This window comes from Citrobacter sedlakii (genome assembly GCF_018128425.1).
In the GTDB taxonomy this organism is placed as follows: domain Bacteria; phylum Pseudomonadota; class Gammaproteobacteria; order Enterobacterales; family Enterobacteriaceae; genus Citrobacter_A; species Citrobacter_A sedlakii.
This window is the reverse complement of sequence record NZ_CP071070.1, coordinates 1,884,702-1,898,664: the sequence shown is the minus strand read 5'-3', so window position 1 is coordinate 1,898,664 and position 13,963 is coordinate 1,884,702. Positions and strand designations below refer to the sequence as shown.

Below are 13,963 nucleotides of genomic sequence, written 5' to 3'. Positions count from 1 at the left end.
GAGTGATGTGAGAGTAACATAAATTTGGCGTCACGCGTGGTTGGGGCTAAACGCCGCAATCACCGTGGCGTCCAGCGACGCATACTCGCCTTTCAGCTCGGCGCTGAGCTTCGCCATGTAGGTCACCAGGAAATCTGCGTTGTGTCGCGCCAGTTCCCTCCCCCGGGCGGTTTGCATGGTGTTGGGCAGCGCCAGCAGTTTGGTCTGGAAGTGATCGAGCGCGAACTGTTTATCGTTGAGCGCTCGCCGCCGGGCAAGCGGATCTTCCGCATCGAACAGCGCCGCGCCTAACGAACCCGAAACGGCGAAGACACGCGCCAGGCCAATCGCCCCCAGCGCTTCAAGCCGGTCGGCGTCCTGTACGATTTTCGCTTCCAGGGTAACAGGGGCTATATTGGCGCTGAAGCTATGGGCTTCAATGGCGTGACAAACCCCCGCTAACCGTGATGCCGGGAAGCCGGGAAAGTCATGAATAAGAATACGGCGCGCTTCAGCGGCAGCAAGGACAGACGAGCGGTGGCGTTCAGGATGATTTTTAGCAAGACTGACAATGTCATGAAAATAACAGGCCGTCAGTACCACGAGTTCATCCACAGCCAGCCCACGACTGAGCTGACGAGAAGTCGCCCAGACCCGGCGGAAATGGAAGATATCGTGGGCGGCGTCCTGTTGGTTATGGTGGTTCACTAACCACGCTTCAAATTGTGACTGCCAGTGCTGAAGATCCACATTGCCTCCCGTGCGTTTGAAACCGCTACAGTAGCAATTTTTAGCGCCGCGTTCACTCTGACGAGGTGCGTGGGCGCGTATACCAGGCGATAGCGCCGAGAATGGCACCCACGACGCTTAGCACTACAAAGCCGAGCAACGCCCCCAGCCATTTCCCGCTGGTTGAACCGGGGCTGCTGTCGAATCCGGCAACCGGAGCAGATTCGACATGACTGATAACCCATACATAATGCAACATTGCCCAGATGAAATAGAGGCAAAAGACATAAAATACCCACAGCGCCAGTTTGCCCCCCAGGCTACGGCTTGCGTTTACTTCCAGACGACTCAAAGAAATCTCCAGTTTTGTGATCTGATGCAGAAAAAATTTCACTTAACTGTTTGTGAGTATAGTCACATTATGCGGGCGTGGAGGTGATTGTCTAAAAACCAACCATTTATTTTGCATATGTTTTGATCCGGCGCAAATTACCCATGCGCCTGAAAATCTCGCATATCAACCCTATTTTACCGCTTTTGTCAGGTTTATTCCGAGTGAATACATTGATGACAATAATAATAATCGTGCTTTATCCCCTCCCTTTTCACTTTAGATCAAACATGGCATTATCCTTAGGTTATTAGCCTTTTTATCATTTATTTACCCCCTCATTTACAACCGGCATTTATGTCGGTTTTTTTTATGCTTATCCCCTGAAGCGTCGTGTTTGAGAAGGCATAAAACATTCATTGTAAAAATCAACCTCAAAAACCAATAACTATCTGATATAAATAGATAACAATCATGAATACATTGTAATCGACTCATATATAATGAATTTTAAATTCCCTGTTAGACACATATTGAAATATTTTAAATACATTTGTTACATGTAATATTTAAAATAAAATGAACTCTTTAGAATAGTATCCAAATGTGCTTTCGTGAAAAAAGCACTTATTCATGATGGTTATTATCATAAGGGAATACATAATGAAAAGAAAAGTATTGGCAATGCTTGTCCCGGCATTATTGGTTGCGGGCGCAGCAAATGCAGCGGAAATCTATAATAAAGACGGCAATAAACTGGACCTGTACGGCAAAGTTGATGGTCTGCACTATTTCTCTGATGACACGGGTAACGACGGCGATATGTCTTATGCGCGTTTAGGCTTCAAAGGCGAAACGCAGATTAACGACATGTTAACGGGCTTCGGTCAGTGGGAATACAATATCCAGGCAAATACCACTGAAGGCGAAGGCGCTAACTCCTGGACCCGTCTGGGTTTCGCGGGTTTAGGCTTCGGTCAGAATGGCACCTTCGACTACGGTCGCAATTACGGTGTGGTTTACGACGTTGAAGCATGGACCGATATGCTGCCGGAGTTCGGCGGTGATACCTGGTCGCAGACCGATGTCTACATGACCGGACGTACCAATGGCGTTGCCACCTACCGTAATAACGGTTTCTTTGGACAGGTAGACGGTCTGAATTTTGCGCTGCAGTATCAGGGTAACAATGAAAACCCGGGTTCAGGTGAAGGCACAGGTAATGGCGGCAAACGTAAACTGGCACGTGAGAATGGCGACGGTTTCGGTATGTCCGCGTCTTACGACTTTGACTTCGGGCTGAGCCTGGGGGCTGCTTACTCTACTTCCGATCGTACCGATAATCAGGTTCGTCGCGGTTATGGCGATCGCAGTCAGGCTAACAAATATGCTGGCGGCGAAACGGCTGAAGCCTGGACCGTTGGCGCGAAATACGATGCTAACAACGTTTATCTGGCAGCCATGTATGCAGAAACCCGCAATATGACTTCTTACGGAAGTGGTGAAGATTTTGAAGGCGGCATCGCTAACAAGACCCAAAACATCGAAGTTGTCGCACAGTATCAGTTCGACTTCGGTCTGCGTCCGTCTATCGCGTACCTGCAATCTAAAGGCGTCGACTTAGGCGGCCAGGATATTCATCGTGGTCACTGGCGCTATGTCGACAAAGATCTGGTGAAATACGTTGACGTGGGTATGACTTACTACTTCAACAAAAACATGTCCACCTACGTTGACTACAAAATCAACCTGCTGGACGAAGACGATAACTTCTACGCGGATAACGGTATCGCAACCGATGATATCGTTGCAGTGGGTTTAGTGTATCAGTTCTAATCCCACCGTCTCACCCAAGCCCGCCTCTGGCGGGCTTTTTGTTGCCTGCTATACCAGTCTCACGTCTTTGATATGTCCGAAATTGTCCAGACACGGTAGAAAAACATGACGCACATCAAGGCGTAAAAAACGTGAGTTCGTCAATTCATTTTGCTCAACGAGAGTTGCGTCACTGACAGCGGGTGGGGTAAGTGCTTGAATAGTGGCGGAGAGAGGGGGATTTGAACCCCCGGTAGAGTTGCCCCTACTCCGGTTTTCGAGACCGGTCCGTTCAGCCGCTCCGGCATCTCTCCGTTTTGATGGTTGCCATGATGCCAGGTAATTTGGCATTTTAACAGACCCTGTCCCTTCAATTTTGTTCAAGTGACGAGTTTGCGAGCAAAACGATGATAAAGTGGCCCTGGAAAGCACAAGATAACGCGCAAAATGCGTCCGCTCAGTGGGAGGAAGCCCTCGCTATCCCCTTGCTGATGACCCTAACCGCGCAGGAACAAGCCAGACTGATCGCGCTGGCGGAACGATTCTTACAGCAAAAAAGGCTGGTCGCACTTCAGGGATTCGAACTCGACGCATTGAAAAGCGCGCGTATTGCCCTGCTTTTTTGTCTTCCGGTGCTGGAATTGGGGATCGAATGGCTCGATGGTTTCCATGAGGTGCTCATCTACCCTGCTCCGTTTGTCGTCGATGATGAATGGGAAGACGACATTGGTCTGGTGCATAACCAGCGGGTCGTGCAGTCTGGACAAAGCTGGCAGCAAGGGCCGATTATCCTGAACTGGCTGGATATTCAGGACTCCTTCGATGCTTCCGGTTTCAATTTGATCATTCACGAAGTGGCGCACAAGCTGGACATGCGTAACGGCGATCGCGCCAGTGGCATTCCGCTCATCCCACTGCGCGAAGTGGCCAGTTGGGAGCATGACCTGCACGCGGCAATGAACAATATTCAGGATGAAATTGATCTGGTGGGCGAAACAGCATCAAGCATCGACGCTTACGCAGCGAGCGATCCCGCCGAGTGTTTTGCTGTTTTGTCGGAGTACTTTTTCAGCGCGCCGGAGCTTTTCGCCCCACGCTTCCCTGCACTCTGGCAACGGTTTTGCCAGTTCTATCAGCAGGACCCGCTGCAACGGCTACGCGACAGCCAGGAAGAGGACGCGCCTCCACCTTCGCAGGTTCATTAATTCATTGTTTTGAGGATTAATTAACCAATTGAAAAAGCGTGTTAATTTTACAGTTGACACGCTGTAGTGTGGCCAGTATTATGCGCCTCGTTCACACGATTCCTCTGTAGTTCAGTCGGTAGAACGGCGGACTGTTAATCCGTATGTCACTGGTTCGAGTCCAGTCAGAGGAGCCAGATTTAAAGAAGCCCGCTTTTTAGCGGGCTTTTTGCTTTATATCTGGTAATCAATCACTACCTCGTCCGGTTCCATCACCTGCCGTTTAATCTCCTCAACCGACAGGCCCGCGTTACATAACTCAATAAATCGCCAGACGTAATTGCGCTGTAACTGCCCGCGTTTCAACCCCAGCCAAACGGTATTCGCGTCGAAGAGATGCCGGGTATCCAGGCGCACCAACGTCCCCTCTTCCCGCACGCCGCTGGACTGTTCAGCCACGAGACCTATGCCCAACCCCAGTGCGACGTAGGTTTTAATTACGTCGGAATCCTGCGCGCTAAGCACGATATCCGTCAGCAATCCCTTACGTGCGAACGCCTCATCAATACGCGAACGCCCGGTAATGCCCTGACGGTAAGTAATCAACGGCCACTGTGCGATGGCCTCAAGCGTGAGCGGAGAGGACTGCGTCAGCGGATGTTCGACAGGCACGAGTAGGCTGTGATACCAGCGAAACCACGGAAATGCGACCAATAGCGGATCGGTACTCAGCCGCTCGCTGGCGATACCAATGTCCGCCTCACCATTGTGCAGTAAGGTTTCAATTTCCTGTGGCGTGCCCTGAATCAACTCCAGACGAACTTCCGGAAAAATATCGCGGAACGCTTTGATCACGTCTGGCAGACTATAGCGCGCCTGGGTATGGGTTGTGGCGACAGTAAGCACACCGGACGTGTCGTTGGTAAACAGATCCGCCAGACGCCGGACGTTACTGGCTTCATTAAGGATCCGCTCAGCGATCGCTAACAGCGCCTTACCCGGTTCGGTCATGCCTAGAAGACGCTTTCCCCTGCGGATAAAAATTTCGATGCCTAACTCATCCTCCAGTTCCCGAATATGTCGACTGACGCCTGACTGCGAGGTATACAGCATATTGGCAACGTCGGTCAGGTTGAAATCCCGACGGGCCGCCTCCCGAATAATTTTTAGCTGCTGGAAATTCACGTGTTGCTCCGGAAACATCAGACATTACGCTATTGTTAAAGTCTGACGTCCGGCATAACAAATAATAAAAACCCGCAACTTATTCCGTCAGAGAATAAGGCCTAACTGACCAGTTGCAGCTCGCGATTTGCCAGTGCCGGGCTACTGACCAATGACAGCAGGATCTCTTTCACCGCCTGCGCCTGTGGCGACAAACTGCCTCGTGCCGATATATTCAGCGACAACGACAGATTCATGGACGGCGCTGTGATCCGCGCCATCCAACCGTTTGCCGCACCGCATAATGAACGCGCAGCGGATTCCGGCAATACGGTGACCCCCATTCCGCTGGCAATCGCGGCAGTCAGGGTGGCGATCGATTCTATCTCTCCGATGACCTTCGCGGTTAAACGACGCAGTGAAAAAGCCTCATCGACCCGCAAACGCACGGCACTGTAGTCGCGCGGCAGGAACAGATTCATCTGAGCGACGGCGGTGAGGTCGACACTCGGGCCAGGGCAATCACGGGTGCCGACCAGAAACAGATCTTCTTTCAGCAGTGGCTGGCTGGAAATACCCGCCAGCGGTGAACGCTCATACAATACGGCCATATCCAGATGACCGCTGAGTAACTTATCGTTGAGCACTGCGCCGCTGTTTTCATGTAAATAAACCAGTACTTCAGGCAGTTCCGCGCGTACGGCCTGGAGCAGCGGCATGGTCACCGACGAGGCCGCCGTTCCCGGCGCCAGTCCAATCGACACCTGCCCCGTCAGGGTCTGGCCCACGTTATAGACTGCCAGTTGCGCCTGCTCGCACTGACGCAGGATCGCGCGGGCATGTGTATAAAGGATCTTCCCCGCTTCGGTTGGGGTTACACCCCGCTTGGTGCGTATCAATAACTGTTGGTTCAGTTCACCCTCCAGCGTGGCGACCTGTTGACTCAAAGCAGGCTGGGCGATGTGCAATACTTCAGCGGCCTGGGTCAGGCTACCAATATCGACAATTTTCACGAAATATTTCAGTCGTCTGAAGTTCATTTTGCCTCCTGTCGGGAATGCCAGAACCTATGCTGGCAGTGATGTCAGGAGAGAATTGCAAGATGCTTGCCAGTTTCTTATCAAGGTTTTCGCGCGTCTTAACCTCCCAAAAAATAAGCGCTTATGATTGTTCCGCTTATGGCCCTGTGCCGTCAGCGCTTTTTGATCTGCCCCATTCGGGGTAGCACTGCACCAGAAGAGGGCAAAGATCAACGATCAGAAGTTCGCCGCTTTGCTGGTTTTGTCGACAAACAAACGCACAATCGTATTTCCCCCTTTGACAACATCGGGCACCCTCGTTAATATGCGCCCCGTTCACACGATTCCTCTGTAGTTCAGTCGGTAGAACGGCGGACTGTTAATCCGTATGTCACTGGTTCGAGTCCAGTCAGAGGAGCCAGATTTAAAAAAGCCCGCTTTTAGCGGGCTTTTTGCTTTCCTTCTCGCCATAAAGCCTATATTTTCCTGTTCTTCGCCAAACAAGAATAAAAATCGTTTTCTCTTTCAGCCTGTCGCGGTAGTCTCATAACAGCCACTTATACGTCGGCCGCAATGTGTGTGACCTTGATTCCCATACTAATAATAAAAACAGTACTGACAGGATTACTATGGATTCCACCCTCATCTCCGCTTCCGCGCAGGAGCAAACACCTTCACTTCATCGTGCCCGGCGCGCTGCGCTGGGCAGTTTTGCCGGCGCGGTTGTCGACTGGTATGACTTTCTGCTTTATGGCATCACCGCCGCGCTGGTCTTTAATAGCGAATTTTTCCCTCAGGTCAGTCCGGCGATGGGTACGCTCGCTGCCTTTGCGACCTTTGGCGTCGGGTTCCTGTTCCGCCCGCTTGGTGGGGTGATTTTCGGCCACTTCGGCGATCGTCTGGGGCGCAAACGGATGCTAATGCTCACCGTCTGGATGATGGGGATTGCCACTGCGCTAATCGGTATCCTGCCTTCATTCGCCACTATCGGCTGGTGGGCGCCAGTTATGCTGGTCGTGCTGCGCGCGATTCAGGGCTTTGCCGTGGGAGGCGAATGGGGCGGCGCGGCGTTACTCTCCGTTGAAAGTGCGCCAGAACACAAAAAAGCGTTTTACAGCAGTGGCGTACAAGTGGGATACGGCGTCGGTCTGTTGCTCTCGACGGGGCTGGTGTCGTTAATCAGCTATCTGACCACCGATGAGCAGTTTCTGAGTTGGGGCTGGCGTATTCCCTTCCTGTTCAGCATCGTTCTGGTGCTGGGCGCGCTGTGGGTGCGAAACGGAATGGAAGAATCCGCCGAATTTGAGCAACAAAGAGAACAAGCGCCCGAGGCGAAAAAGCGGCTGCCGGTTCTCGAAGCGCTCGCACAACATCCTGGCGCGTTTTTGAAAATTATCGCTCTGCGCCTGTGTGAGCTTCTGACGATGTATATCGTTACCGCTTTTGCGCTGAACTATTCGACGCAGAATCTCGGTCTGCCACGTGAGCTTTTTTTGAATATCGGCCTGCTGGTCGGTGGATTAAGCTGCCTGACCATCCCTCTGTTCGCCTGGATGGCCGATCGTTTTGGTCGTCGTCGCGTCTATATTACCGGAGCGCTGATAGGGACGCTCAGCGCGTTTCCCTTCTTTATGGCGCTTGAAGCGCAATCTCTGTTCTGGATTGTGTTCTTTTCCATCATGCTTGCCAACATCGCGCATGACATGGTGGTTTGCGTTCAGCAGCCGATGTTTACCGGCATGTTTGGCGCAGGTTATCGCTACAGCGGGGCGGGAGTCGGTTACCAGGTGGCGAGCGTGGTGGGCGGCGGCTTTACGCCTTTCATCGCCGCTGCGCTGGTCGCCTTCTTTGGTGGGAGCTGGCACAGTGTCGCCCTCTATTTACTGGCAGGTTGCCTGATTTCAGCCCTCACCGCATTATTTATGAAAGATAAGCAACACGCCTGATCGTATTGCGAGGGCCATTCGGCTCTCGCATCCTCTCAAAAACTCTCACTTTTGTTTCATAAACGCCTGACATACTATCGGGTGAGCAGTACACCTGTAAAACAAGGAGACACAGATGAAGAGTAAGGGCTCCAGCCTGACGCCAGCGCAAGCGTTGGAAAAACTTGACGCGCTATATGAGCAGTCGGTTCAGGCGTTGCGCAGTGCCATTGGCCAGTACATTGAAACCGGGGAGCTTCCCGATATCACCGCCCGCAATAAAGGTCTTTTTGTTTATCCGTCGCTTTCCGTGAGCTGGGACGGTAATGCCACCAACCCGCCAAAAACGCGCGCCTATGGTCGCTTCACTCACGCGGGATGTTACTCAACTACCGTCACTCGCCCGACGCTGTTCCGTCGCTATCTTGAAGAACAGCTTACGCTGCTTTATCAGGATTACGACGCGCATATCACCGTAGAGCCTTCACAGCATGAGATCCCCTACCCCTACGTGATTGACGGCTCCGAGCTGACGCTGGACCGTTCCATGAGCGCCGGGTTAACCCGACACTTCCCCACCACTGAGCTGGCGCAGATTGGTGATGAAACGGCAGACGGTATTTATCATCCGGCAGAATTTTCGCCGCTGTCGCATTTTGATGCGCGCCGGGTCGATTTTTCCCTCGCGCGGCTACGCCATTATACGGGTACCCCGGTGGAGCATTTTCAGCCGTTTGTCTTGTTCACCAACTACACCCGTTATGTTGATGAGTTTGTCCGTTGGGGATGCAGTCAGATCCTCGATCCGGACAGTCCTTATATTGCCCTTTCCTGCGCGGGCGGTATCTGGATTACGGCAGAAACAGAAGCGCCCGAAGAAGCGATTTCGGATCTGGCGTGGAAAAAGCATCAGATGCCCGCCTGGCACCTTATCACCGCCGATGGGCAAGGCATTACGCTGGTGAATATTGGGGTGGGTCCGTCAAACGCCAAGACCATTTGCGATCATCTGGCGGTGCTGCGCCCTGACGTCTGGTTGATGATTGGCCACTGCGGTGGTCTGCGCGAAAGTCAGGCTATAGGCGATTATGTTCTCGCGCATGCTTACCTGCGCGACGATCAGGTGCTGGATGCGGTACTGCCCCCGGATATTCCAATCCCAAGCATCGCGGAAGTCCAGCGCGCGCTGTATGACGCCACGAAGCTGGTCAGCGGTATGCCGGGTGAAGAGGTGAAACAGCGGCTGCGTACCGGTACCGTGGTCACCACCTCCGATCGCAACTGGGAGCTGCGTTATTCTGCCTCGGCGCTGCGATTTAACCTAAGCCGCGCAGTCGCGATTGATATGGAAAGCGCAACCATCGCCGCACAGGGTTATCGCTTCCGGGTGCCGTATGGAACGCTGCTGTGCGTGTCAGATAAACCGCTACATGGCGAGATCAAACTGCCCGGCCAGGCGAACCGTTTCTATGAGGGCGCGATCTCCGAGCACCTGCAAATCGGCATTCGCGCCATTGACCTGCTGCGCGCGGAAGGCGACCGCCTGCACTCACGCAAGCTGCGTACCTTCAACGAACCACCGTTCCGTTGATTTTCTTCTGAATCCGAAAAGCAAAAAGCCCGCTAAAAAGCGGGCTTCTTTAAATCTGGCTCCTCTGACTGGACTCGAACCAGTGACATACGGATTAACAGTCCGCCGTTCTACCGACTGAACTACAGAGGAATCGTTGTGGAGGCTTATCTTAACGGCGAAAAATCTTTTGTCAAACCCCATTTCCAACAACAACGTTCAGTTGCCGTTTCTCTCAACAATTTGTTGCAATTACGGCCATTTTCCAGGGAAAAAACTTTGCAGCTTTTTACTTTCTCCCTCATCATTTGAAATGTGGTTTCAACTTTCTTCTCTAAGGTCAATTTTGAACGTCTCCACTGCTCTACGCCAGGCCGTCGCCCGCACGCCCTGGTACGCTAAACGCAAGAGTTATAAGGTGCTTTTTTGGCGAGAAATTACCCCGCTTGCCGTCCCCATTTTTCTTGAAAATACCTGCGTACTGCTCATGGGCGTACTCAGTACGTTCCTCGTTAGCTGGCTGGGTAAAGAAGCCATGGCGGGCGTCGGCCTTGCCGACAGTTTCAATATGGTCATTATGGCGTTTTTCGCGGCTATCGACCTGGGTACGACGGTTGTGGTGGCGTTTAGCCTCGGTAAGCGCGACCGCCGACGCGCCCGGGCAGCAGCCAGACAGTCGCTGGTCATCATGACGCTGTTCGCGGTGATACTGGCGGCGGTGATTCACTATTTTGGCGAGCAGATTATCAATGTCGTCGCCGGAGAGGCGACAACGGAAGTTAAAGCGCTGGCGCTGACGTACCTTGAATTAACCGTCCTCAGCTACCCTGCCGCTGCCATTGCCCTCATCGGCAGCGGCGCGCTACGCGGCGCGGGCAACACAAAAATCCCACTGCTGATTAATGGCGGGATGAACATCCTCAATATCATTATCAGCAGCATCCTTATTTACGGTATTTTTTCATGGCAAGGTCTTGGCTTTGTCGGTGCGGGGCTGGGATTAACGATCTCACGCTATATTGGCGCGGCGGCCATTATCTGGGTGCTGATGATTGGCTTTAATCCTGCGCTACGCATTCCGCTCAAAAGCTATTTCAAACCGCTTAACTTCGCCATTATCTGGGAAGTGATGGGGATTGGCATCCCTGCCAGCATTGAGTCAGTGTTGTTTAACGGCGGCAAACTGCTAACGCAAATGTTTGTTGCTGGCATGGGCACCAGCGTCATCGCGGGTAATTTTATTGCCTTTTCTATTGCCGCGCTGATCAACCTGCCCGGTAACGCGCTGGGGTCAGCATCGACGATTATTACCGGCAGACGTCTGGGAAATGGTCAGATCGCGCAGGCGGAAATCCAGTTGCGCCACGTGTTCTGGCTTTCAACCATTGGCTTAACCGCCATCGCCTGGCTGAGCGCCCCGTTTGCTGGACTTATGGCATCATTTTATACCCACGATCAGGACGTCAAAGACGTTGTCGTGGTTCTTATCTGGCTCAACGCGGCGTTTATGCCTATCTGGGCAGCATCGTGGGTGCTACCCTCCGGATTTAAAGGAGCACGCGACGCACGCTTTGCTATGTGGGTATCGATGCTGGGAATGTGGGGCTGTCGCGTTGTGGCGGGCTATACACTTGGGATCGTATTGGGCTGGGGCGTGGTCGGTGTGTGGATGGGGATGTTTTTTGACTGGGCAGTACGCGCAGCGCTGTTTTACTGGCGTATGGTCAGCGGTCGCTGGCTATGGAAATACCCACGTCCGGAACACGAAAAGGCGACAAAAACGCCGGTCGCGGCGGAATAAACAGCGAAATGAAGAATATTTCGGCAAACAAACGCAAAAGCGTATTCAGGCTTTGACATTAACATTCAGCGTCGCTAATATGCGCCCCGTTCACACGATTCCTCTGTAGTTCAGTCGGTAGAACGGCGGACTGTTAATCCGTATGTCACTGGTTCGAGTCCAGTCAGAGGAGCCAGATTTTAAGAAGCCCGCTTTTTAGCGGGCTTTTTGCTTTTTCTGTTTTCGTCTGTTTAGCTTCAGATACCGACCTGTTCGTGAGTGATCTTCACCGGCATACCTGAGCGGCGTTCAAGCGTCTCACTGACCCGATGTACATCCACGCCCTCGCCCGCCATAAAGGTGCGCATGGCAGGGGTGACAGGCAGCGGAACTTTTTTATCAGACTCGAATTCCACACGATTACGCGAAAGCGGTTCATGCACCTCAACCCAACGGCTTCCATCCGGTTCAGCCGTCATTTTTATCGGCTGATCGATAATTTGTACCCGTGTGCCAACCGGAACATTATCAAACAGATACTTAATATCGTCATTACGTAAGCGAATGCAGCCCTGACTCACGCGCAGACCAATACCGAAATTCGCATTTGTGCCATGAATGGCATACAGCTTACCGATATAGATCGCATACAGCCCCATCGGATTGTCCGGCCCGGCTGGCACGAACGCTGGCAGCGTTTCCCCTCGCTTTGCGTATTCGCGCCGGGTATTCGCCGTCGGCGTCCAGCTCGGCGCTTCCTGCTTACGCTGAACGGTGGTCACCCAATTACGCGGCGTCTCACGTCCCGCCTGACCAATGCCAATCGGAAGGACTTCAACCGTATTGCTGTCCTGCGGATAATAGTACAGCCGCATTTCCGCAACGTTAACCACAATCCCCTGACGCACCGTGGCGGGCAGAATGAGCTGCTGCGGCACCACCAGCGTAGAGCCAGACGTCGGCAGGAAGACGTCAACATCCGGATTCGCTTCCAGCATGTTGCTTAAGCCCTGTCCATACTGAGCGGCAAACGCCTCCAACGGTTGGGTATTATTCTCCGGCACCGTTATCGTCAGCGGTGTGCCCACCAGTCTGCTGCCTTCCGGCGGCAACGGATAAGTCACCGCCAGCGCGCTCTGCCCGGCCAGCAGCAGTAATAACGAACAGAAGCCTTTCACTCGAGGTCTCATTTCCCTTTCCTCAATCACGACAGATATCGGGAAATTATAGCTTTTATAACTGTATTATCTAATTCCTGGCGATCCCGCACGGCCAGCGCCCCGATACAAAAGTACAGAATCTTTGCGATATGGCTCGCGGGAGTGTTTTGTTGATCGACATTAGAAAGGCCTGACCATGAGATGTTCAGGCCGGAGAACGTCAATGCTGGCGCAGGGCAGATTATCTGCCGTCGGGTAAAACAATATTGCTGGCAGCTAACTGTCCCATATTGCTGTACATCGCGCAGGCAGCTTCGACAATCGGCATCGCCAGCGCCGCGCCGCTGCCTTCGCCCAGCCGCATTCCCATATTAAGATAAGGTTCCAGCTCCAGATGCCCCAGTGCTATCCGCGCGCCCTTTTCAGCCGAAAAATGCGAAGGGATCAGATAGGGCTTACTCTGTGGGGCGATCTGACAAACAGCCAGCGCGGCGGAATAGGAAAGGAAGCCGTCCAGCAGCACCGGTAATCCACAGGACGCCGCCCCCAGCATCACTCCCGCCATACCGACCAGGTCAAAGCCGCCGACTTTGGCTAATACGTCGATGCCATCTCGCGGATCGGGCTGATTAACGGCAATGGCGCGGCGAACCACCGCCACCTTATTGCCAATGCGCGAAAGCGGTAAATTCGCGCCAATGCCCACCACTGCTTCGGCTTCGCTACCTGTTATCACGCTGACAATCGCCGCGGCAGGCGTGGTGTTTGCCATTCCCAGTTCACCGACGCCAAATAAGGTCACGCCGTTTTGCGCCAGCTCCCGAGTGTAACGAATCACCTCCAACAACAGTTCCTCTGCCTGGCCGCGACTCATTGCCGGGCCGCTGGCGATGTTGCCGCATCCGCGCGCCACGCGCATATTTACCACGCCGGGGATCGGGTCGGCGTCAATGCCCACGTCAATCACATGTACCTTCGCCCCTGCCTGCGCCGCCAGCACACACACGCCCGTGGTACCCCGCGTCATATTAGCCGCCTGAATAGCGGTCACCGCTTTTGGCGAAACCGCTACCCCTTCGTCCCAGACACCATGATCGGCACACATCACCAGCATCGCTTTATCCGCGACGTGCGGTACGCCCTTAAGGCCTGGCATTCCCGCCAGTTGCACAGCGAGGGCCTCCAGGCGACCAAGGCTGCCCGGCGGCTTAAGCAGGCCATCGATATGCTGCTGGGCACGCGCCATTGCATCACGGTCTGTCGGCGGAATGTGGTGAAGTAAAGAGGTTAACGTCTGCATAAGGGTT

At 53.2% G+C, this 13,963-nt stretch carries 12 protein-coding genes and 5 tRNA genes; 9 read left to right on the top strand and 8 right to left on the bottom strand.

Features of this window, described 5'->3' with window-relative positions; translation table 11 throughout:
* Positions 1-30: 30 nt before the first annotated feature.
* Complete coding sequence (locus tag JY391_RS08985; protein WP_211935602.1) at positions 31-729, bottom strand: phosphohydrolase; 699 nt, start codon at positions 727-729, stop codon at positions 31-33.
* A 52-nt stretch (positions 730-781) separates the two neighbouring features.
* Positions 782-1,051 carry a cell division protein DrpB gene (drpB, locus tag JY391_RS08980; protein WP_082636905.1) on the bottom strand — a complete coding sequence of 90 codons (270 nt, stop codon included), beginning with the start codon at positions 1,049-1,051 and terminating at the stop codon, positions 782-784.
* A gap of 651 nt (positions 1,052-1,702) precedes the next feature.
* Here drpB and ompC point away from each other — a divergent pair.
* On the top strand, positions 1,703-2,875 hold the full coding sequence (gene ompC, locus JY391_RS08975; protein ID WP_211935601.1) for a porin OmpC: 1,173 nt from the start codon (positions 1,703-1,705) through the stop codon (positions 2,873-2,875).
* Between the two features lie 203 nt (positions 2,876-3,078).
* Here the strand turns inward: ompC and JY391_RS08970 are convergent.
* Positions 3,079-3,168: transfer RNA gene (locus JY391_RS08970), tRNA-Ser, on the bottom strand.
* 93 nt (positions 3,169-3,261) lie between these two features.
* On the opposite strand from JY391_RS08970, the gene mtfA reads away from it, so the two are divergent.
* Complete coding sequence (gene mtfA, locus JY391_RS08965) at positions 3,262-4,059, top strand: DgsA anti-repressor MtfA (RefSeq protein WP_042284095.1); 798 nt, start codon at positions 3,262-3,264, stop codon at positions 4,057-4,059.
* 100 nt (positions 4,060-4,159) lie between these two features.
* A tRNA-Asn gene (locus JY391_RS08960) sits at positions 4,160-4,235 on the top strand.
* Between the two features lie 37 nt (positions 4,236-4,272).
* Here JY391_RS08960 and cbl read toward each other — a convergent pair.
* Together cbl and nac are read right to left on the bottom strand one after the other, a co-directional pair.
* Positions 4,273-5,223 (bottom strand): HTH-type transcriptional regulator Cbl, encoded by a 951-nt coding sequence (gene cbl / locus JY391_RS08955; RefSeq protein ID WP_211935600.1) that lies wholly within the window; start codon positions 5,221-5,223, stop codon positions 4,273-4,275.
* 101 nt (positions 5,224-5,324) lie between these two features.
* Positions 5,325-6,242 (bottom strand): nitrogen assimilation transcriptional regulator NAC, encoded by a 918-nt coding sequence (gene nac, locus JY391_RS08950; protein WP_042284100.1) that lies wholly within the window; start codon positions 6,240-6,242, stop codon positions 5,325-5,327.
* A gap of 324 nt (positions 6,243-6,566) precedes the next feature.
* Between nac and JY391_RS08945 the strand changes: the two genes are divergently transcribed.
* The 3 genes from JY391_RS08945 (at position 6,567) to JY391_RS08935 (ending at position 9,737) form a co-directional block, all read left to right on the top strand.
* Positions 6,567-6,642: transfer RNA gene (locus JY391_RS08945), tRNA-Asn, on the top strand.
* 208 nt (positions 6,643-6,850) lie between these two features.
* Positions 6,851-8,167 carry a shikimate transporter gene (gene shiA / locus JY391_RS08940; protein WP_181822992.1) on the top strand — a complete coding sequence of 439 codons (1,317 nt, stop codon included), beginning with the start codon at positions 6,851-6,853 and terminating at the stop codon, positions 8,165-8,167.
* Between the two features lie 115 nt (positions 8,168-8,282).
* Positions 8,283-9,737, top strand: a complete 1,455-nt coding sequence (locus tag JY391_RS08935; RefSeq protein ID WP_042284105.1) for an AMP nucleosidase — start codon at positions 8,283-8,285, stop codon at positions 9,735-9,737.
* 56 nt (positions 9,738-9,793) lie between these two features.
* Here the strand turns inward: JY391_RS08935 and JY391_RS08930 are convergent.
* Positions 9,794-9,869, bottom strand: a tRNA-Asn gene (locus JY391_RS08930).
* Positions 9,870-9,875: 6 nt separating this feature from the next.
* Here JY391_RS08930 and JY391_RS23980 point away from each other — a divergent pair.
* The 3 genes from JY391_RS23980 (at position 9,876) to JY391_RS08920 (ending at position 11,692) form a co-directional block, all read left to right on the top strand.
* On the top strand, positions 9,876-10,028 hold the full coding sequence (locus JY391_RS23980) for a DUF5951 family protein (RefSeq protein WP_350397303.1): 153 nt from the start codon (positions 9,876-9,878) through the stop codon (positions 10,026-10,028).
* Position 10,029: 1 nt separating this feature from the next.
* Positions 10,030-11,517 (top strand): EmmdR/YeeO family multidrug/toxin efflux MATE transporter, encoded by a 1,488-nt coding sequence (locus JY391_RS08925; protein WP_309568844.1) that lies wholly within the window; start codon positions 10,030-10,032, stop codon positions 11,515-11,517.
* A 99-nt stretch (positions 11,518-11,616) separates the two neighbouring features.
* Positions 11,617-11,692 (top strand) — tRNA-Asn (locus tag JY391_RS08920).
* A 61-nt stretch (positions 11,693-11,753) separates the two neighbouring features.
* On the opposite strand, the gene ldtA is transcribed toward JY391_RS08920, so the two are convergent.
* Both ldtA and cobT read right to left on the bottom strand, forming a co-directional pair.
* Entirely contained in the window at positions 11,754-12,686 is a 933-nt protein-coding gene (gene ldtA / locus JY391_RS08915) for a L,D-transpeptidase (RefSeq protein WP_200034043.1), read from the bottom strand.
* A gap of 211 nt (positions 12,687-12,897) precedes the next feature.
* A complete protein-coding gene (gene cobT / locus JY391_RS08910; RefSeq protein WP_060570634.1) occupies positions 12,898-13,956 on the bottom strand; it encodes a nicotinate-nucleotide--dimethylbenzimidazole phosphoribosyltransferase in 1,059 nt (352 codons plus the stop codon).
* Positions 13,957-13,963: the final 7 nt, after the last annotated feature.

Coding starts and splice junctions, on each gene's coding strand:
- mtfA (WP_042284095.1), top strand. CDS start 3,262: ATGATAAAGTGGCCCTGGAAAGCACAAGATAACGCGCAAAATGCGTCC.
- ldtA (WP_200034043.1), bottom strand. CDS start 12,686: ATGAGACCTCGAGTGAAAGGCTTCTGTTCGTTATTACTGCTGCTGGCC.
- JY391_RS08935 (WP_042284105.1), top strand. CDS start 8,283: ATGAAGAGTAAGGGCTCCAGCCTGACGCCAGCGCAAGCGTTGGAAAAA.
- JY391_RS08925 (WP_309568844.1), top strand. CDS start 10,030: ATGTGGTTTCAACTTTCTTCTCTAAGGTCAATTTTGAACGTCTCCACT.
- ompC (WP_211935601.1), top strand. CDS start 1,703: ATGAAAAGAAAAGTATTGGCAATGCTTGTCCCGGCATTATTGGTTGCG.
- shiA (WP_181822992.1), top strand. CDS start 6,851: ATGGATTCCACCCTCATCTCCGCTTCCGCGCAGGAGCAAACACCTTCA.
- nac (WP_042284100.1), bottom strand. CDS start 6,242: ATGAACTTCAGACGACTGAAATATTTCGTGAAAATTGTCGATATTGGT.
- cobT (WP_060570634.1), bottom strand. CDS start 13,956: ATGCAGACGTTAACCTCTTTACTTCACCACATTCCGCCGACAGACCGT.